We start from the raw sequence: 19,407 nt of genomic DNA on the forward strand, positions 1-19,407 counted from the left end.
CGGCGTATGCCGTTTCGCCCCGTCGTTATCATTCAGGCTTTGACCGCGCTGGCCATTATCGGCTACCCGTTTGCCGTCTATTTTGGCCTCAGCTATTGGGGCGTCGCCGTTTTGGCGCCTCTGCTCATAGCGCTGTTTGCCGCTAGGCTGGTGCTGGCCCGAGGCAAAGTCCGCCAACTGACCTGGCTGATGAAAGCATTCTCTGCTTTAGGCCTCCTTTTAGCGCTTGCCAGTTGGCTGCTCAAGCAAAACCACTGGCTGTTCTACTATCCGGTTGTCGTGAATATTTTGCTGCTCACGCTGTTTGGGCTGTCACTGTTGCGACCGCCAACGCTAGTTGAACGATTGGCCAGATTAACCGAGCCGGATCTGCCGCCTGAAGGCGTTCGCTATACGCGCAACGTGACGAAAGTATGGTGCTGGTTTTTTATTTTTAACGGCGGCGTCGCGCTTTTCACCTGCCTCTATAACGACATCGAAATATGGACGATGTATAACGGTGCGATAAGCTATTTTTTAATGGGAACCTTAATGGGTGTTGAATGGATAATCAGAAAAAGGCTCACACGCACTTAACGCTGCGCCTGAGCGACATCCTCGGCCCGGACCGCCCTCACAATACGCCCATTGCCTGGCGCAACGCCGAAACGCTAACGCTGTCAGACCTGAGGGCCTGCGTCAAAACGCTCTGCCGTCAACTGCAGGCCACGCAGGGCAAGCGCTGGGCGGTTTGCTTCGAAGACAGCTATCTGTTTACCGCCGCGCTGCTAGCGTTAATCTACTGCGGAAAAACGCCCGTTATCCCCGGTCATCTGCGACAAAAGCAGCTTCAAGAGCAGCATCAGCAGGGCGACTTTGACGGCATGCTAACCGACCTCCCGCTACAAATCGGCACGCCTACGCTGTGGATTTCATCCATAGTGCATAAAAACGAGACGTCCGGCACATCCTTGCCGCTTTGGCCTCAGGATGCGGAGATCGTTCTGTTTACTTCGGGCTCTACCGGTCGGCCGAAGGCTATCCGTAAACCTGTTTCACTATTGGAAAAAGAGAGCGAACTTCTGGTTCGCCGTTGGGGTAATCAGCTTTCGGGCACCCGCATTGCTGCGACGGTTACCCATCAACACCTCTACGGCCTGACGTTTCGCATTTTCCTTCCTCTGGCTATGGGACTCCCGTTTAACGCCCTGCTAACCGAATACCATGAGCAGCTCCAGCCCCTGTGCTCGACGCCGCTCACGCTGATAGCAAGCCCGGCATACTTAAAACGGCTTGATTCAACGCTGCCCCCGCTCTCATGCGCTTTAATCTTCAGCGCCGGCGGCCCGCTCGAATTCGAAGATGCCCGACTCGTCAAGCAGAGCCTGAACGCGCTACCGCACGAAATTTATGGCACCAGCGAAACCGGCGTTATTGCAACGCGCTGTCAGCGCGACATCGGCAGCCTATGGAAACCGATGGACGGCATCACGGTTCATCAGCAAGAAGACGGTACGATCGACGTCGTTTCTCCACTGTTTGACGGAGATGCCGGCAAAACAATTCATGACTTGATCGAACTGCATCCGGAAGGTTTCTACCTTCTTGGCCGTAAGGACAGAATCGTCAAAATTGAAGAAAAACGGCTGTCCTTAACCGACGTAGAGCAGCGTCTGATGGCGCTCGACGTCGTTCGCGATGCGGCCGTTCTTCCCGTTACTCAGGGGCGAAGGTCGGTTTTAGCTGCCGTCATCGTACTGACCTCGCCGGGAGAACGACGCAGGCGGCAAAACGGCGATAACGCCGTGATAAGTGAACTGCGCCAGTCGCTGCGAGAATGGCTCGAACCGGTGGCGCTGCCGCGACGCTGGCGCATCGTCGATGAAATTCCACACAATGCCCAAAGCAAACGCGCCTACAGCGAACTACAGGAGCTGTTTTTATGATGCTACCCGCAGAAACGAGTCACCGTATCGAAAACAGCAATGCGACCTTCCACTTTACGCTATCGCCGCAGCTTTTTTGGTTCAAAGGGCATTTTCCGGAACAGGCGCTGCTGCCGGGCGTCACGCAGATACACTGGGTGTTGCACTATGCCCGTGAGGCTTTCGCCTTAGATCTCTCTTTTTCCGGCATTGACGTTGTCAAATTTCAACGCCCCCTGTTTCCTCATGAAGACATCGTGTTAACGCTGGCCTGGGATGATGAAAAGAAAAAGCTGAACTTTCAGTATGACTGCCAAGGCGCCATCGCCAGCAGCGGCAGGATAAGCCTATGCCGCTAGAAAACGCCTTCAGCCCCTGTCTGGTCATCCCCTGCTATAACCACGGCGCAACGATGGGCGACGTATTAGAACAGCTGGAAGTTTACGAATTGCCCTGCGTAATCGTTGATGACGGCAGCCAGAAGGAAACCGCCGACGAGCTGGAGCGACTAAGCCAGAAACACGCCTGGGTAACGCTGGTTCGCCATCGGCAAAATCAGGGAAAGGGAGGCGCGGTATTAAGCGCGCTGCGCGAAGCCAGGCGTCTGGGTTATAGCCACGGGCTACAGGTCGACGCGGACGGCCAGCACTATCTGGAAGACGTTCCTCGCCTGTTGGCAGAGGCGCGGGCTTATCCTGATCAAATTGTTTCCGGCCAGCCCATGTACGACGACAGCGTGCCGAAATCTCGCCTTTATTCGCGCTATATCACCCACGTTTGGGTTTGGATTGAAACGCTCTCATTTTCCATTCGCGACAGCATGTGCGGCTTTCGGGTTTATCCGATAAACGAGGTGCTGAGCCTTGCCGAGCGCACCACGCTGGGCCAGCGGATGGACTTTGATACTGAAATCATGGTCAGGCTCTATTGGGAAGGCACGGCGTCCCGCTTTGTTCCCACTCGAGTGATTTACCCGCAAGACGGCATATCCCACTTTGACGTTTGGCGCGATAACCTACGCATTTCGTGGATGCACACGCGCCTGTTTCTCTCCATGCTGCCGAAAATGCCTCGCCTCATCGCCCGGCACTTTAACCAGCGTACGCACTGGTCAGAAACGGATGAACGCAAAGGGCAGTGGGGCATTCGCCTGATGGTGAAAACCTACCGTCTTTTCGGCCGGCGCGCATTTAAGGCGCTGCTTTATCCGGTTATCGGCTTTTATTGGCTAACCGGCAGCCGACAAAGAAAGGCTTCCGAGCTGTATTTAGCACGGTTGAAAGAAGCGGCGAATCAAAAAAACGTGGCGCTCTCCGCAGGGCTTAACAGCTACCGCCACTTTATGCGATTTGGCGAAGCCATGCTGGACAAATTGGCCTGCTGGCTTGGCGACATCAGGCTGGAACAGGTCGACTTTCCCGACAAACAGGCCTGTGTTGAACGAATGAATTGCAAGCAAGGCACGCTTATCCTTGGCTCCCATTTGGGCGATCTGGAGGTTTGTCGCGCACTGGGCGAACTCTCCTTTGGCGTTAAGATCAACGCACTGGTCTTTACCCAGCACGCCGCGCGCTTTAATCAGGTCATGCAGGAAGTCAATCCGCGCTCGAACGTTAACCTGATTCAGGTAGACAATCTGGGGCCAGATACCGCCATTATGCTAAAACAGAAGCTGGACGACGGAGAATGGGTAGCGATTGTTGGCGATCGTACGCCAATTAGCCATCATCGCGACAACAACGGCGAACAAAGATTAGTCTGGACGCGCTTTCTGGGCCAGCCGGCGCCGTTTCCCCAAGGGCCATTTATTTTAGCGCACGTTTTGCGCTGCCCGGTCTATCTGATGTTTGGCCTCAAGCCCGACGGGCAGTTTCGCATTCACTTCGAGCCCTTCGCCAACCCGCTGTCGCTGCCTAGAGCAGAGCGCCAGCAGGCGTTACAAGAGGCCGTTGAACGATACGCGAAACGTCTGGAACACTATTGCCTGACGTCGCCGCTTGACTGGTTTAATTTCTATGACTTTTGGCAGCTCACCGAACCGCAGCATACGAAGGAGACACCCCGCCACCATGACGCTTAAACACGATCCACGCGCTTCGGTTGACGTTGAGATAACGGTGCCGTTTCATGACGCCGACGCCATGGGCGTCGTCTGGCACGGCAACTACTTTCGCTATTTCGAAATAGCCCGCGAAGCGCTGCTAAAGCAGTTCGACTACGGCTACCGTCAGATGAAAGAGTCTGGCTACGTCTGGCCGATTATCGACACCCGGGTTAAGTACGTTTCCCCGCTGCTGTTTGAGCAGCGCATTCGGGTTCGCGCGAGGCTTACGGAATATGAAAACCGCCTGCGGATCGACTATGTCATTACTGATGCAGAAAGCGGGAAAAGAACCACCAAGGGCTACACCATTCAGGTAGCCGTGGAGGAGAAAAGCGGCGAGATGTGTTTCGTCAGCCCGCCCATTCTGTTTGAGAAACTGGGAGTGGCCGCCGCATGAACCATACGCTACGCCTCTGTCTGGTACTGCTGTGCGGTGCAATGATGAGCTTATCGACCGCCGCTCGCGCCGTGACGCTTGGCGACCTCCAGCAGCGCTTCGCTCAAAAAACTACGCTGCGGGCGCAGTTTGAACAACTACGCACCATCAGCGGCATGTCTCAACCGCTTAAGTCCAGCGGTAACCTGCTCATCTCTCCCGAAGATGGACTGGTGTGGAACCAGAGTGCGCCCTTCGCCATGATGATGTTGATGAACGACGTCAAAATGGAGCAGCGCATAAGCGGCCAAGCGCCGCAAATCGTCACGGCGCAGAGCCACCCGCAGCTGTTCCAGTTCAACTCACTGCTGACGGCGCTGTTTCACGCCGACAGGAAGGCGCTCGAACAAAACTTTTCCCTGTCGTTTAGCGATCTCGGCGGCGGACGCTGGCGTCTGGTTTTACAGCCCACCACGACGCCCATTAATAAACTGTTTCGCCAAATTACGCTCAGCGGCGCAGAGTTTCTTAATGAAATTCAGATAGAAGACATGCAAGGAGACGGAACGCACGTCCGCTTCTTTAACCAAAAAACCAAACCGGACGCGCTCACGCCAGATGAAAAACGCTATTTTTCGCCCTGACATTCATCGCCGTTTGGCGCTGGGATGGCTCGCCTGTACGATAGCGCTGCTCGCAACGCTCATCCTTATCCTGCCAAACAGCAGGCTCAACAGCAGCGTGATGGCGCTGCTGCCAAATAAGCACGCGCAAAACGTTCCTCCCGAGCTGGAAGAAGGGTTTAACCAAAGGCTGGACCGCCAGCTGGTTTGGCTTATTAGTCCCCCTAGCGGAGACAGCAGCGCGCCCGCAGCGTGGTGGCAACAGCAGCTTCAACAAACTTCCGCCCTGCGCGATATCACCGGCCGCATGGATGAATCGCACCAGCTCTCCTGGGGAAAGTTCTATTTTGACCACCGCTACCCGCTGCTTGACGAGGCAACCCGCACACGTTTAACCGCATCGCCTTCCGCACAGGCCGACTGGGTTCTCAGTCAGGTTTACTCGCCGTTTGCCGGGGTCAGCGCCGCTGAGCTCAGCGGCGACCCGCTGCTCGCGATGCGATCCTCACAGATGGACCAGCAGCTCAGCGCAGGCCCGCTTACCCTAAGCCAAGGCTGGCTGACCGGCCGCGACGAACGGGGAAGAACCTGGTTTCTCATTCGAGGGGAACTTAGCGCGTCGTCCTACGACATCCAAAGCGCTCGCCAAACGGTAGAACGGCTTAACGCGCTGAAGGCGCAGTTAGAACAAAAATGGCCGGGCGCCAAAGTGCTACAGCGCGGCACGCTGTTTTACAGCGACTATGCAAGCCAACAGGCCCAAAACGACATATCAACCATAGGCACCGTCTCTGGGTTGGGCATCATTGTACTCATTCTGCTCGTATTTCGTTCGCTCAGGCCCCTTTGGCTGACGCTGCTGTCGCTCTCGGTTGGCGCGCTGTGCGGCAGCGTCGCGGTTTTTGCGCTGTTTGGCGAAATTCACGTTATGACGCTGGTAATGAGCACCAGCGTCGTGGGCATATCCATCGACTATGCGCTGCACTACCTGACAGAACGCCTGATCCACGGAAACGAGGAGAGCACGCTGGTCAGCATGAAAAAGCTGTTTCCGGCGTTAGTATTAGCGGTAGCTTCCAGTGCGGTAGCCTATCTGCTGCTGTTTATCGCGCCTTTCCCCGGGCTACAGCAGTTGGCCATTTTCGCCGCCGCCGGGCTTTGCGGCGCATTTCTGACCGTCATCTGCTGGTATCCGCACCTTTCTCGCCAACTGCGGGTTCGCCCCCACCTGCGCCCCGCTTTTTTCTCGCGCTGGATAGACGGCTGGCGCAACCAGAAGGCGATCCGCTTTGGCATTCCGCTGCTGGCGCTGGTGGTTGCCGCAATCGGCATATCCCAACTTCGCGTCGATGACGACATTCGCAAGCTGCAAACCCTGCCGCCGGAGTTTCAACGGCAGGAGCAGCAAATTGCCGCGTTGACAGGGCAGCACAGCGATCAAAAATGGTTTATGGTTTTCGGCGACTCACCGCAGCAGACGCTGGAACGATTGGAGCCTTTGGGCAAAGCGCTGGAGGCTGCAAAGCAGGAAGGGGCGCTACAAGGGTATCGCTGCATGCCGTTCCCCTCAGAGCGGCAACAGCGCAGCAATATCGCCTTGGTTAACCAGCGCGCGCCAGACGTTGTTCAAAGGCTGCAAAACGCCGGACTGCCGGCCCGGTTCACGCCCTTGCCGGACGCGCCCGCTTCGCTGGACGATTGGTTAAAAAGCCCGGCCAGCGAAGGCTGGAGACTGCTTTGGCTAAGCCTTCCGGACGGTCGCTCGGCCGTTCTGGTGCCGGTCAACGGCGTCAAACGCCCTGATGCACTACGCCAACTGGCCAACACCAATACCGGCGTGGTTTGGGTGGATAAACACAGTGAGTATTCCTCGCTGTTTTCCGTTTATCGGCAACATCTAACGACCATACTCGCCGTCACCGTTGCGGTTATCGCCGTGCTGTTTCTATTTCGCTTTGGCTTACGGCAGGGAATACGGTGCCTGATACCGACACTTCTATCGCTCGGAATAGGGCTCTCCGTACTCGGACTTAGCGGCCAAACGCTAAACCTGTTTTCACTGCTGGCGCTGGTATTGGTGCTTGGCATCGGCATAGACTATACGCTGTTTTTCAGCAATCCCTCAGGTACGCCCTCAACGTCGATGCTGTCCATTTTCATGGCCGCCTTAACGACCGAACTCAGCTTTGGCCTGCTGGCCGCCAGTGGAACACAGGCGATTGCAGGCTTTGGGCTGGTGCTCAGCGGTGGTATATTTACCGCATTCTTGCTGTCGCCGCTTGCGCTGCCCAGTTTGCCCCTGGACGAATCGTCTTTAGGCAATACGCCTTCAGAAAAGGAATCTTCATGAACATAAGGCTATGGCCCCGTTTCGCTTTGCTTGCTCTGCTTCTCGGCGGCTGCTCGCTTTCGCAAAATGGCGCTCAGCCCAAGGCATGGCTAAAGCCCGGTACTCGAGTTGTTCTACCCGCGCCGACGCTAAACGTAAAACTAAACCAACAGCAGCTATTGACGGCTACCGTCGACGGTAAAGCCCAGTCGCTGATGGTCATGCTGGACGCCGACGGACAGAAAATCACGCTGGCGGCGCTTTCTCCTATTGGCATCAGGCTGTTTAAAGTCACTTATGACGCGAAGGGAATTCATACGGAACAGTCGGTTGCGCTCGGGGAGCTGCCTCCTGCAGAGCAGGTTTTATCAGACATTATGATGAGCTACTGGCCCATTGAAGCCTGGACGCCAAACCTCCCGAAGGGCTGGCGGCTTACCGACATTCAGGATAAGCGCCTGTTGCAGGACGAGCGGGGCGAAACCGTCAGTGAGATCCAGTATCGCAATGAGGGCGGCAAGCGACAGCCGGTCGCTATTATCCACCATCGCTTTGGCTATCAGATCCAAATACAGAATATGGATAACGCTTCATGATTTATTTGTCTCACGTTGGCCTGATAAACGCATTGGGCGGATCGCTTGCCGAAATCGGCGATCGCCTGACGTCAGGCCGCAGCGGACTCACACAGCAGGAAGGCTGGCTGCTAAACGGCAAGTCAACCTGGGTTGGCGAAGTGGCCGAAGCGCTACCGGAAATCCCGCCTCACTTGGCGAAGCATCGTTCACGCAACAATGGCCTACTCATGGCTGCACTGGCGCAAATACGGCCAAGGGTTGATGACGCTATCGCCCGCTTTGGCGCCGATCGCATTGCGGTCGTCATGGGAACCAGCACGTCGGGCATTCACGAAGGAGAGCTAGCCATCGCGCATCAGCTAACGCACGGCAAGCTGCCTGAGCACTACGACTACCAGCAGCAGGAGTTGGGCGATCCCTCTTCATTTTTGGCAAGCCTGCTGTCGCTAAACGGGCCGGCCTATACGATTTCAACCGCCTGCTCTTCCAGCGTTCGCGCCATTATCAGCGGCGCTCGTCTGATTCGGGCCGGGCTTGCCGACGCGGCGCTAGTCGGCGGCGCGGACAGCCTATGCCGCATGGCGATAAACGGCTTTAACAGCCTGGAATCCGTCTCTTATCAGCGCTGCCGCCCGTTTGCTCAAGGCCGCGACGGCATCAATATTGGCGAGAGCGCCGGGCTGATTTTACTAACCCGAGAGCCGTCAAAAGTTGCACTGTTAGGCTACGGTGAATCGTCCGACGCCTGGCACATGTCCGCGCCTCATCCGCAAGGGGAAGGCGCAGAGCGGGCCATGCGCATGGCGCTCGCTCAGGCGAAAATGACGCCTCAGCAGGTTGGTTACATCAATTTGCACGGTACTGCGACCGTGCTTAACGACTCGGCGGAAAGCCTGGCGGTTCACCGCGTTTTCGGCCCTGAAACGCCCTGTAGCTCAACAAAACACCTAACAGGACATACGCTGGGCGCTGCGGGTATTACCGAAGCTATCCTTTGCTTTCTGCTTCTCGATCGAGATCTTCCGCTGCCGATTCAGGACTTTTCATTATCGGCAAAGGACCGCGCCCTTGCCGATATCAATCTTATTACTCATCCGCAGAAATTATCGAAAAAGGCCGTCATATCCAACTCGTTCGCTTTCGGTGGGAATAATGCCTGCGTACTTTTAGGAGAGGTTGGATGACAGAGTTTCAGCCAGCGGCCAGCTATCTTCCTCACGAAACGCCAATGGTGTTTGTCGAAAAAGTGAGTGCCATTGATAGTCAAGGCGCAGTTTGCGAAGTCAACGTTGACTGCAACGGCATTTTGGCGCCGTTTCTCACGCCTCAGGGAGAGCTTCCCGCCTGGTTTGCCATTGAAATCATGGCGCAGACTATCGGCGTCTGGCGAGGTTGGCACGGTATGCAGCTAGGCCAAGAACCCAGGCTCGGCATGCTGCTGGGCGGTCGCGGCTTTAAATCAACGCTTGCTGCTTATCCCAGTGGCAGCAGGCTTTTAGTTAGCGTTACCATGCTGCTGCAGGATGATAAACTGGCAAGCTTCGATTGCCGACTCACGCTTGATGGCAAAGAAGTGACTCAGACAAAGCTGAACGTTTACCAACCCGACGATGCGGAATTACGGCTGCTAATACAGCCACCTAATGGAAAGGACACCACACCATGACTCGCTCAGTTTTAGTTACCGGTGCCAGTAAAGGCATCGGCCAGGCCATTGCGCTTCGCCTCGCGCGGGACGGATTTAGCATTATTGTTCACTACTTAAGCGATCTCGACGGCGCGGAAAATACCCTAAGCCAGATAAAAAGCACCGGCGGAACCGGACGCCTACTGCGTTTCGACATTAGCCAGCGGCAGGAATGCCGTGAAAAAATCGAGCAGGATATTGAGCAGTTCGGCGCCTATTACGGTGTTGTCAGCAACGCGGGCATCATTCGCGACGGAGCGTTTCCCGCTCTGACGGAAAGCGACTGGGACGGCGTGATCCACACCAATCTGGACAGCTTCTATAACATCATTCACCCCTGCATTATGCCGATGATCGGCCTCAGGCAGGGAGGGCGCATCGTCACGCTCTCATCCGTATCGGGTATTACCGGCAATCGCGGACAGGTCAACTACAGCGCGGCCAAGGCCGGCATCATCGGCGCGACAAAGGCGTTAGCGCTGGAGTTGGCAAAGCGAAAAATTACCGTAAACTGTATCGCGCCCGGTTTAATTGACACCGGCATTCTGGATATGGAGCCGGCTGCTCTGGATGAAGCCATGCGCATGATCCCCTTAAAGCGCATGGGGCAGCCGGAAGAAGTAGCAGGGCTTGCCAGCTATTTAATGTCTGACGCCGCGGCCTACGTGACGCGTCAGGTCATATCGATTAATGGAGGAATGATATGACGCGTCGCGTCGTTATTACAGGAATGGGCGGCGTCACCGCGCTTGGCAACGATTGGCCAAGCGTTTACGCCGCGCTTAAGAGGCGAAAAAACGCCATCAGGTTTATGCCGCCCTGGACCGAGTTTGAAGGGCTAAACACCCACCTCGGCGCACCAATCGTCGACTTCTCACTGCCGGAACACTACACGCGTAAGAAAATCCGCTCTATGGGTCGGGTTTCGCTGCTGTCCACCCGGGCAACGGAGCTGGCGCTGGAAATGGCTGGGCTCTTGGAGCACGACGCCCTGACCGACGGCAGCACCGGGATCGCCTACGGTTCATCAACCGGCAGCACCAAACAAATCGGCGAATTCGGCACCATGCTAAACGACAAAAACGTCTATAGCATCACCGCCACAACGTATGTACAGATGATGCCCCATACTTCAGCGGTAAATACCGGGCTGTTCTTCGGCCTGCGCGGTCGGGTCATTCCAACCTCAAGCGCCTGCACGTCCGGCAGCCAGGCCATTGGCTACGCCTTTGAGGCCATTCGCCACGGCTACCAAAACGTGATGGTGGCAGGCGGTGCGGAAGAGCTTTGCCCTTCGGAGGCCGCCGTATTCGATACGCTGTTCGCCACCAGCCAAATGAACGACTCGCCAGAGCTGTCGCCACGCCCGTTCGACACCAAGCGGGACGGACTGGTGATTGGTGAAGGTGCGGGGACGCTCATTCTGGAGGAGCTTTCCCACGCTCAGGCGCGAGGCGCGACGATCTATGGTGAAATCGTCGGCTTTGCCACCAACTGCGACGCTTCACACATCACTCAACCGCGTAAAGAAACCATGCAGATCTGCATCGAACAGGCGCTGAAGTCGGCTAACCTGTCGCCGCAAGATATTGGCTATATTTCCGCGCACGGCACCGCAACGGAGCGCGGCGACATCGCCGAAAGCCTGGCAACGGAGGCCGTTTTTGGCGACAAAACGCCGATCTCCTCATTAAAAAGCTACTTCGGCCACACGCTGGGCGCCTGCGGCGCACTGGAGGCATGGATGAGCATCGAGATGATGCGCGACGGCTGGTTTGCGCCGACCATCAATCTGGAGCAGCCGGATCCCGCCTGCGGCAAGCTCGACTATATTATGGGGGAAGGCCGCCATATCGAGACTGACTATATTCAGTCCAACAACTTTGCCTTTGGCGGCATCAATACGTCGCTAATTATTAAACGCTGGTCGTAAACCATTATGCCGCCGCCTCCTCATCTGACTATCGCCACCGTACGGCTGCCCGACGAATTCTGGCAGCCGCCCTCTTTACGGAGGCTGCCGCAGGCGCTGTTGACGCAGAGCGAGGCTCTTGCCCCTAAGCGGCGCAGTCAATTTTTAGCGGGGCGTTGGCTGCTGGCTGAGCTGATGCATCATCAATTTGGCTGCGCTCAGCTGCCCGAGATGGGAGAACCGGTCAACGGCAGGCCTTCGTTTTCCACCTCTTCTCTGCCGGACTTCAACCTGAGCCACAGCGGGCAGGACATGATGGCCGCGCTCGCACAGGGCTGCCGCGTCGGCGTCGACATAGAACAAAGCAGGCCGAGAAGAAAACTGATGGATCTGGCGCGCTACAGTTTCAGCGAGGAAGAGTGCCTTTGGCTGACTTCACTGCCAGAAAACCAGCAGACTGACGGCTTCTGGCGGCTTTGGACGCTGCGGGAGTCGGTGTTGAAGCTGTCGGCCAAGGGCGTTTGGCAAATGAAGCAAATAGCCATTTCACCAGCACAGCGGCGTATCCATACGGACTTCGAGCCGCAGCCCTTTTGCTACGTTCAACAAAATAGCCACACCCTCTGGAGCGTCGCCTGCGATACTCTGCTTACGACAGAGCAAATTGATGTCTGGAGAATCGACGTCGATACGCTGGCGTTTTGCGTCGAACCGACGGACGGCCTTTTAACGTTTACCTCCTGCGCCGCTCGGGATAAGGTATAGCGATACAAACGTTTAACGCAACAGACAGGAATCCGCCGCCTTTGACAAACAGCACGATAACCGACGCCCAGCGGCAGACGCAGGAGCTTCTTACCCAGCTTCACAACGCCGACTTCATCACCGACGGGCAGTATTCCATCGTCCGCCCGATGCTGCTGAGCCGCGCCGATCTGCGGTTCAATACCGCTCATCACCTTTTCTCCTGGCTGGTTGAGCAGGGGTTGGTGGACGACAGGGCCGACCGGCAGGCGGCTCAGGCCGAAATAGAACAAAGCGTCGAGCGGATTGAACAGGAAGAACGCCAAAGGCGTGGGGAAATACATCAGGCTCGTCCCCATAACCGCCAGATACAAACCAAAGGTTATGAAACCCCGTTCTACGTAAAATTTTTAATCGGGATCACTATTACGTTTTTCTCCCTCATCGCCGTTGCGATCGTTATCACCCTCGTTTCTCCAAGCTAGGTTAAGATAGGCCGTCCACAACGCAGGAAATAAAAAGAGAAAAGGAATGTCAGACAGCCAACTAAGAACCCAACTGCTTGACCGCCTGTTTGAACGACAGATTATCACCGCCGATCAGCTTAGCCGGGGCAAGCTCTACCTCCAGTTTATCTCCCACGTTGGGTTCGACACCGAAGAGGGCGCAATTGACTGGCTGCTGGAAAACCGCATTATCAGCGAACGCCCCACTGTTCAAAGTGAGGAGCTTCAGCAGCCACAGGAAAGCGCAGCGCCAGACGTCATCGAGGCACGGCCAGAGCCAGAGCCAGAGCCAGAGCCAGAGCCAGAGCCAGAGCCAGAGCCAGAGCCAGAGCCAGAGCCAGAGCAGGAGGCTATCGCCCATAATTCCTTAACGCAAGCGCCGCAGCGCGACGTCGAGGCAAATTCTGACGCCGACGCGCAGGCTCTGGTGCTTGAACGGCTGATGCTGCTTTACTACTCCGGCACCCTTAACCAACGCTCGTTACAGAAAGCCAAAAAGGCGCTGGACGAGCAGCCACCGCTGCATTTTAACGATGACGACGAGCTGCTGGCCTGGCTGGAAGCGCGGGAATTAGTAAAAAAAGCGCCGGAGAGAAAAGAAGCGCCGAAAAAAGCCAAAAAGAAAAAGGCCGTGCCCCCTGCTTCTCTCAAGAATGCGCAGCGCCAGCCCGCAGCGCAGGCGCCAAAGAAAAAGCGCGGCTGTATGGGTAAGCTTATTCTTATTACGCTGGCTCTCGGCGCTATTATCTATTTTTTATTCTATTCCGAGCCTGACGTACCGGAATGCCATAATCCGGAAGCCAAAACTCAGCTGAGCCAGCAGTTTGAATACAGCTACAGGGACAAGGAAAAAACGCAGGCGGCCGGAGGCAACGGTAAAAACGACGCCACCTTTATCTTCGCCTCAGTATCAGACCTAACCGAAACCGGTTACGACAGCATGTCCAGTCAGCGGCAGTGCGAGGCGACCGTCACCTACAAAGAGGCTACCGTTATCGGCGGACAAAAAAACCTCACCGGTAAAATCGGCTATACCGTCGACCAGGACGGCCACGTCGACATCCATCAGGGAAAAGAGGCGCTCATTGAACGCGTCAAAGAGGCCAACCTGAAAAACTATGTGTTCATCCAAGAGAAACAAAAAATCGGCGAAGCCTTCATGGCAGGGCTTAGGCAGCTGGACAGCTACCTGATTGAAACCCAAGGCGATCCCGATCGCCCTCCGATGAAAAAACTCGTGCGCTGGATAAACTTCACCGGAGAGTGTCGCCCAATGGAAGGGGAAGAGAGCGAACGCTATCTGTGCCCACTGCGGGTTAAATACGCCGACAGCGCCGACGAGCAGGCCAAGACCTTCATCTTCAACTTTGACATGCCCGTTATGCGCAAAGACGGCAGCTGGTACCCTACAGCCCAGTTTTTCAGCCTGTTTTTGGACGCGCTGGAAAAGGAAAAGCAGAGCAAAAAGGACTAGGCTGTGACGACGCAAAAATTTGAAGAAGTGCTTAACGACCTGTACGACGCGGTATTTTTGGGCGATCCCGACCTATTGCTGCAATATCAACGCGAAAACGGGCTGCTGAACGACCTGCTGGGCGAATTTACCACGCAGGATTCAGGCGATGACGTCGTTGAAAAAGGCGTTATTATCCCCATCCGGGGCATCGACCAGCCCTACACGGTGTATTTCAACGTTGGCGGTGAAGCGCCAGAGCTGCTGAAGCAGGGAAATCAGCTGCAACATAAACAGAGCGGCTACCTTCTCACCGTCGGCGACGGAGACATCTATCTTTATACGGTTCCCTACCTGAAAAACTTCACGCCGGAAGCGATAAGCAGCCTGAAGCAACATCGAAAAGAGAAAATAAGGCTGAAAAAAGGGCTTTACGCCGTGACCATCCTCGGCGGATTTACCCTTCAGTCATACGAGATAGCGGACAAGAACGGAAAAACGAGCGCCGTCGACTCAATGGGCCCAACGCTGGAATTTCTCATTGAGTCCGTCGGCGAAAACGCACCGTTTACCGCCGACGTTAACTATGATTTCAGCCTGAGCGACTGAAACACGAACGAAACCGAATTAACGGCTCCCTTCCGCCAGCAGCGGCGGCACTGTCGGCACCTGCGGCGCGTCGTCAATGTCCTTTTGCGTCATCTTAAACGCCTCAGGGTAGTGCTCGCGGCTGGTACGGCGCAGAGGTTCGGTGGAGCGCCAGGTGTACAGGCAGTGTTGGCACTGGTGCACCGTCCAGACGTTAGGCACCGGAGAGGTCGCCATCAGTTCAATGTGGTCATCGCCACAGCGTGGGCAAATCATCATGCATCCTCCTTCTTGTTCGCCAGCATCGCGTTCAGTTTTTCAATCCAGCCCTTGGTTTCCGGCAGGTCGCGCACCGGCTGGCTGTAGTGGCCGCGGTTATCCGGCGCGACCGGCGTGGTGGCGTCGATAATCAGCTTGTCGGTAATGCCCGCGGGCGAAGAGCCGGGATCGAGTTCCAGCACCGACATGTTGGGCAACTGCACTAAATCCCCCGCCGGGTTAACCTTGGACGAGATAGCCCACATCACCTGCGGCAGGTTGAACGGGTCGACGTCCTCATCCACCATGATGACAATCTTCACATAGCCTAGCCCGTGCGGCGTAGTCATGGCGCGTAGCCCCACCGCGCGGGCAAAGCCGCCGTAGCGCTTCTTGGTGGAGATAATCGCCAGCAGGCCGTGGGTGTACATGGCGTTCACCGCCTGCACTTCCGGGAACTCGGCCTTCAGCTGCTGATAGAGCGGTACGCAGGTCGCCGGCCCCATCAGATAGTCGATTTCGGTCCAGGGCATGCCCAGATAGAGCGATTCAAAGATCGGCTTGGTGCGGTAGCTGACCTTGTCGATGCGAACCACCGTCATGTTGCGCCCGCCGGAGTAGTGGCCGGTAAACTCGCCGAACGGCCCTTCGATTTCCCGCTTGCGACCTTCGATCACCCCTTCCAGAATAACCTCTGAGCCCCAAGGCACGTCAAACCCGGTCAGCGGCGCGGTGGCGATAGGATAGGAGGAGCCGCGCAGCGCGCCCGCCATCTCGTATTCGGACTGATCGTACTTCAGCGGCGTCGCCCCCATCAGGGTGATGATCGGATCGTTACCGAGCGTAATGGCGACCGGCAGGTCCTCTCCGCGCTCTTCCGCCTTGTGCAGGTGCAGCGCGATGTCGTGCATCGGCACCGGCTGTAGGCCAAGTTTGCGCTTGCCCTTCACTTCCATACGGTAAATGCCGACGTTTTGCTTGCCGAAGTGGTCCGGGTCCAGCGGATCGCGAGAAACCACGCAGGCCTTGTCGAGGTAGAATCCGCCGTCGCCGTCGTTTAAGCGAAACAGGGGTAGAATGTCGAACAGGTTGATATCTTCACCGTCGACGCTGTTTTCCGCCCAGGGCGGATTATCGCGACGAACCGGCGCAACCGGGAAGGTTTCCCAGCGGCGGATAAATTCATCAATCTGTTCTTTAGTGCCGGTGTTCGGCGGCAGCCCCATCGCGATAGCGTGGTTCTTCCAAGAGCCCAGCGTGTTAAGCGCCACGCGCGCGTCGGTAAAGCCCTCGATGTTGTCAAACCACAGCGCGGGCGCGCCTTCGCCGATGCGGCCGGTCGCATTGGCGGCGGCGGCGAGATCCGGCTCCGCTTTTACCTGTTCCTCAATTTTGAGTAACTGCCCGTGCTCTTCTAACGCGCGCAGATAGCTGCGCAAATCGTCAAATGCCATCTTTATCTCCTTTAGTTGATATCGCCACTTGACCGACGCGTGTCGGACAGGCCCTGCCAGCGCTTGGCGCCAGGGTGTTCCAGCCCAAACTGGTCAAGAATGCGAGCGATAATATGGTCGGTAACGTCGTCAATGGTCTTGGGGTGGTTGTACCAAGCGGGCATGGGCGGCACCATCGCCACGCCCATGTTCGACAGCGCTAACATGTTTTCCAGATGAATGGGGCTTAAGGGCGTTTCGCGCGGCACCAGCACTAGCCTGCGCCGCTCTTTAATCACCACGTCGGCGGCGCGCCCTACCAGCCCATCGGCATAGCCGGCGCGAATGCCCGCCAGCGTCTTCATGCTGCAAGGGATAATCACCATGCCGTCGGTTTTAAACGAACCGGATGAAATCGCGGCGGCCTGATCGGCCGGGCTATAATAGGCGTCGGCCAGCGCCGCCACGTCGTGAATGGTCAACGACGTTTCCAGCTCAATCGTCGTTCTGGCCCACTTAGACACCACCAGGTGGGTTTCCACTTCGGGAATATTTTTCAGCGCCTTTAGCAAAGCAACGCCTAACGGCGCACCGGTGGCGCCCGTCATCCCGACAATCAGTTTCATAACGGCTCCAGATTAATTTGTTCGTGTACGAACATTATGGTTGAATAATTTATCGCCGAGCGAAAAGGATGGCAAGAGAGAACGATAAAAAAGTTCTTGTGCGAATATTTCCAAAATGAAACATCCAATCGTTAACGTCACACGCTTGTTGAAATATACTTTGTTTATCTTTTTTCCTTCACCTAACGTCGAAAGAAGGAACGACATGGCAGCTAAACTCGAACACCTTGCTTTTCACCTGATGCGCCAGCTGTTTCAGGAACACACCTCTCAATGGCTTAAGGCCCTGCCCGATCTGACCAAACCGCAGTATGCAGTGATGCTCGCCGTCGCACAGCAGCCCGGCATCGAACAGATGGAGCTTATCAATGCCGCCGTCAGCACCAAGGCGACGCTGGCGGAAATGCTGGCCCGTATGGAAAAACGCGGATTTATCTTAAGAAAACGCACCAGCGAAGACAGGCGCAGGCGATTTATTTACCTGACGCCCGAAGGAGAAGCCGCGCTACAGGCGGCCATACCGATCGCCAACGGCGTAGACAGCGAGTTTTTATCGCGCCTGTCGCACCAGGAGCAGGGGGAATTGGTCACGTTTCTGAAGAGGTTGGTGGGAAAAGACGCGCTTTAGCTGCGCAAGTGAAAGAGCGCTCCGTACGGAGCGCTCCCAATAAACAATCTAGTGGTCGACAAACACTATCTTAAACAGGAACAGCAGCGCGACGACCAGCACGCAGGGGCTGATTTCACGCCAGCGGCCCACGCCCACCTTCATCACGCAGTAGGAGATAAAGCCCAGCGCGATGCCTTCGGTAATAGAGAAGGTGAACGGCATCATCACTGCGGTGATAAACGCCGGCGTAGCCTCCGTCAGATCGTTCCACTTCACTCGAGACAGGCTTGAAGTCATCAGCACGCCCACGTAGATAAGCGCGCCGGCAACGGCGTAAGGTTGAACCATCTTCGCCAGCGGCGAAAGGAAGATAACCAGCAGGAACAGCAGGCCAACTACGACCGCCGTAAGCCCAGTGCGCCCGCCGACGGACACGCCCGATGAGCTTTCGATATAGGTAGAAATCGACGAGGTGCCGAGATAGGCGCCCGCCGTCGAGGTGATGCTGTCCACCAGCAGCGCCTGCTTCATGCGCGGGAACTTGCCGTTTTCATCCGCCAGCCCAGCCTTGTCGGTAACGGCGATAAGCGTACCCGAGGAGTCAAACAGGTTAATCAGCATGAAGGAGAAAATAATGCCCGCCAGGCCGATGTCCAGCGCGCCCTTCACGTCAACCTGGCCGATGATGCTGGCGATGCTCGGTGGCGCAGAAACCGTTCCCTGATAGGTGACGTCGCCGACGACGAGGCCAATGCCGGTTGTCACGACAATAGACACCAGCACCGCGGCATGGATGTTTTTCGCTGCCAGCACCGCGATGATAAAAAAGCCCAACACGCCGAGCGCCACCGGCAGCGAGGTCAGGTTGCCGATCGCTACCAGCGTATCCGGATTAGATACAATGATGCCGGCGTTTTTCAGCCCCATCATGCCGATAAACAGGCCGATACCGCTGGTGATCCCCACCCGCAGGCTGACCGGAATGCTGGCTATCATCCAGTAGCGGATGCGAAACAGCGTCAACAGAAGAAAACCGAACGAACCCCAGAAAATGGCGCCCATCGCCACCTGCCAGGAATGCCCCATCGCGCCGACCACCACGAAGGCGAAGAAGGCGTTGAGCCCCATCGCCGGCGCTAACGCCACCGGCAGGTTAGCCAAAACGCCCATAAAGATGCTGCCAAACGCAGCCACCAGGCAGGTGGTAACAAAAACCGCCTCGGTATCCATCCCCGCAACGCCCAAAATCTGTGGGTTGACGAAGACGATATAGACCATGGTTAAAAACGTTGTAAAGCCGGCTACGATCTCGGTGCGAACGGTAGTGCCGTGCTGACGTAGCTGAAACACGCGCTCTAACAGCCCCCGCTCGGAGGTTGGGCCAGAAACCGGTTTGTTCATGTCGATATCCGAAGAAAAGTGTGAAGAGAAGGTAAAAAATCAAACCGCTAGATATACCAAAATAGGCAATCGATTGCATGGTTTATTTTCATAATCAGGCATGTCCTTTAGGATAGGCCAGCCTCGTTCGCGCTTTTAAGCCGCGGGCGTAAAGACAAAAAGCTAAAATAAACAGACGGCTATCATTTACGATACGGGTGTTCTACTATCTATGGACACGCTCTTTTCTCAATAGCGCGCCGCCGCCGCGCAGCGGCCTGTACGAAAAATAAGGA

At 56.2% G+C, this 19,407-nt stretch carries 21 protein-coding genes; 17 read left to right on the forward strand and 4 right to left on the reverse strand.

Annotated elements, in window-relative coordinates; all coding sequences use genetic code 11:
* Positions 1-6: 6 nt before the first annotated feature.
* The 16 genes from G544_RS0106410 to G544_RS0106485 are packed head-to-tail and all read left to right on the forward strand — an operon-like array spanning position 7 to position 14,825.
* Entirely contained in the window at positions 7-576 is a 570-nt protein-coding gene (locus G544_RS0106410) for a COG4648 family protein (RefSeq protein WP_027273825.1), read from the forward strand.
* Positions 543-1,925 carry an AMP-binding protein gene (locus G544_RS0106415; RefSeq protein WP_027273826.1) on the forward strand — a complete coding sequence of 461 codons (1,383 nt, stop codon included), beginning with the start codon at positions 543-545 and terminating at the stop codon, positions 1,923-1,925. The genes G544_RS0106410 and G544_RS0106415 overlap by 34 nt, the downstream gene beginning before the upstream one ends.
* A complete protein-coding gene (locus G544_RS0106420) occupies positions 1,922-2,263 on the forward strand; it encodes an ApeI family dehydratase (RefSeq protein WP_027273827.1) in 342 nt (113 codons plus the stop codon). Before G544_RS0106415 ends, G544_RS0106420 begins: the two co-directional genes overlap by 4 nt.
* Positions 2,254-3,984 (forward strand): glycosyltransferase family 2 protein, encoded by a 1,731-nt coding sequence (locus G544_RS0106425; protein WP_027273828.1) that lies wholly within the window; start codon positions 2,254-2,256, stop codon positions 3,982-3,984. The genes G544_RS0106420 and G544_RS0106425 overlap by 10 nt, the downstream gene beginning before the upstream one ends.
* Entirely contained in the window at positions 3,974-4,405 is a 432-nt protein-coding gene (locus G544_RS0106430; RefSeq protein ID WP_027273829.1) for an acyl-CoA thioesterase, read from the forward strand. The genes G544_RS0106425 and G544_RS0106430 overlap by 11 nt, the downstream gene beginning before the upstream one ends.
* A complete protein-coding gene (locus G544_RS0106435; protein ID WP_134388930.1) occupies positions 4,402-5,028 on the forward strand; it encodes a LolA family protein in 627 nt (208 codons plus the stop codon). The genes G544_RS0106430 and G544_RS0106435 overlap by 4 nt, the downstream gene beginning before the upstream one ends.
* Positions 5,003-7,357: an MMPL family transporter gene (locus tag G544_RS20095; protein ID WP_051155605.1), complete on the forward strand. Its 2,355-nt coding sequence runs from the start codon at positions 5,003-5,005 to the stop codon at positions 7,355-7,357. Before G544_RS0106435 ends, G544_RS20095 begins: the two co-directional genes overlap by 26 nt.
* Entirely contained in the window at positions 7,354-7,932 is a 579-nt protein-coding gene (locus tag G544_RS0106445; RefSeq protein WP_036023418.1) for a DUF3261 domain-containing protein, read from the forward strand. Before G544_RS20095 ends, G544_RS0106445 begins: the two co-directional genes overlap by 4 nt.
* Positions 7,929-9,098 (forward strand): beta-ketoacyl-[acyl-carrier-protein] synthase family protein, encoded by a 1,170-nt coding sequence (locus G544_RS0106450; protein WP_027273832.1) that lies wholly within the window; start codon positions 7,929-7,931, stop codon positions 9,096-9,098. Before G544_RS0106445 ends, G544_RS0106450 begins: the two co-directional genes overlap by 4 nt.
* Positions 9,095-9,580, forward strand: a complete 486-nt coding sequence (locus G544_RS0106455) for a hotdog family protein (protein ID WP_027273833.1) — start codon at positions 9,095-9,097, stop codon at positions 9,578-9,580. Before G544_RS0106450 ends, G544_RS0106455 begins: the two co-directional genes overlap by 4 nt.
* Positions 9,577-10,308 (forward strand): 3-ketoacyl-ACP reductase FabG2, encoded by a 732-nt coding sequence (locus G544_RS0106460; protein WP_027273834.1) that lies wholly within the window; start codon positions 9,577-9,579, stop codon positions 10,306-10,308. The genes G544_RS0106455 and G544_RS0106460 overlap by 4 nt, the downstream gene beginning before the upstream one ends.
* A complete protein-coding gene (locus G544_RS0106465) occupies positions 10,305-11,534 on the forward strand; it encodes a beta-ketoacyl-ACP synthase (RefSeq protein ID WP_027273835.1) in 1,230 nt (409 codons plus the stop codon). The genes G544_RS0106460 and G544_RS0106465 overlap by 4 nt, the downstream gene beginning before the upstream one ends.
* 6 nt (positions 11,535-11,540) lie before the next feature.
* Positions 11,541-12,278 (forward strand): 4'-phosphopantetheinyl transferase family protein, encoded by a 738-nt coding sequence (locus G544_RS20100; protein ID WP_051155606.1) that lies wholly within the window; start codon positions 11,541-11,543, stop codon positions 12,276-12,278.
* A gap of 41 nt (positions 12,279-12,319) precedes the next feature.
* On the forward strand, positions 12,320-12,742 hold the full coding sequence (locus G544_RS0106475; protein ID WP_027273836.1) for a hypothetical protein: 423 nt from the start codon (positions 12,320-12,322) through the stop codon (positions 12,740-12,742).
* Positions 12,743-12,788: 46 nt separating this feature from the next.
* Positions 12,789-14,237 (forward strand): hypothetical protein, encoded by a 1,449-nt coding sequence (locus tag G544_RS22345; protein WP_027273837.1) that lies wholly within the window; start codon positions 12,789-12,791, stop codon positions 14,235-14,237.
* A gap of 3 nt (positions 14,238-14,240) precedes the next feature.
* Positions 14,241-14,825, forward strand: a complete 585-nt coding sequence (locus tag G544_RS0106485) for a hypothetical protein (RefSeq protein WP_027273838.1) — start codon at positions 14,241-14,243, stop codon at positions 14,823-14,825.
* An 18-nt stretch (positions 14,826-14,843) separates the two neighbouring features.
* Here the strand turns inward: G544_RS0106485 and G544_RS0106490 are convergent, their stop codons facing one another.
* From G544_RS0106490 to G544_RS0106500, 3 genes are read right to left on the reverse strand one after another with little or no spacing between them, the layout of a single operon-like run.
* Positions 14,844-15,080: a non-oxidative hydroxyarylic acid decarboxylases subunit D gene (locus G544_RS0106490; RefSeq protein ID WP_027273839.1), complete on the reverse strand. Its 237-nt coding sequence runs from the start codon at positions 15,078-15,080 to the stop codon at positions 14,844-14,846.
* Positions 15,080-16,516, reverse strand: a complete 1,437-nt coding sequence (locus G544_RS0106495) for a non-oxidative hydroxyarylic acid decarboxylases subunit C (protein ID WP_027273840.1) — start codon at positions 16,514-16,516, stop codon at positions 15,080-15,082. The genes G544_RS0106490 and G544_RS0106495 overlap by 1 nt, the downstream gene beginning before the upstream one ends.
* A gap of 11 nt (positions 16,517-16,527) precedes the next feature.
* On the reverse strand, positions 16,528-17,121 hold the full coding sequence (locus tag G544_RS0106500; RefSeq protein WP_027273841.1) for a non-oxidative hydroxyarylic acid decarboxylases subunit B: 594 nt from the start codon (positions 17,119-17,121) through the stop codon (positions 16,528-16,530).
* A 205-nt stretch (positions 17,122-17,326) separates the two neighbouring features.
* Here G544_RS0106500 and G544_RS0106505 point away from each other — a divergent pair, with 205 nt between their 5' ends.
* On the forward strand, positions 17,327-17,749 hold the full coding sequence (locus G544_RS0106505; protein WP_027273842.1) for a MarR family winged helix-turn-helix transcriptional regulator: 423 nt from the start codon (positions 17,327-17,329) through the stop codon (positions 17,747-17,749).
* Between the two features lie 48 nt (positions 17,750-17,797).
* Here the strand turns inward: G544_RS0106505 and G544_RS0106510 are convergent, their stop codons facing one another.
* Positions 17,798-19,132, reverse strand: a complete 1,335-nt coding sequence (locus tag G544_RS0106510; protein WP_027273843.1) for an NCS2 family permease — start codon at positions 19,130-19,132, stop codon at positions 17,798-17,800.
* Positions 19,133-19,407: the final 275 nt, after the last annotated feature.

Source organism: Leminorella grimontii ATCC 33999 = DSM 5078 (assembly GCF_000439085.1).
Classification (GTDB): domain Bacteria; phylum Pseudomonadota; class Gammaproteobacteria; order Enterobacterales; family Enterobacteriaceae; genus Leminorella; species Leminorella grimontii.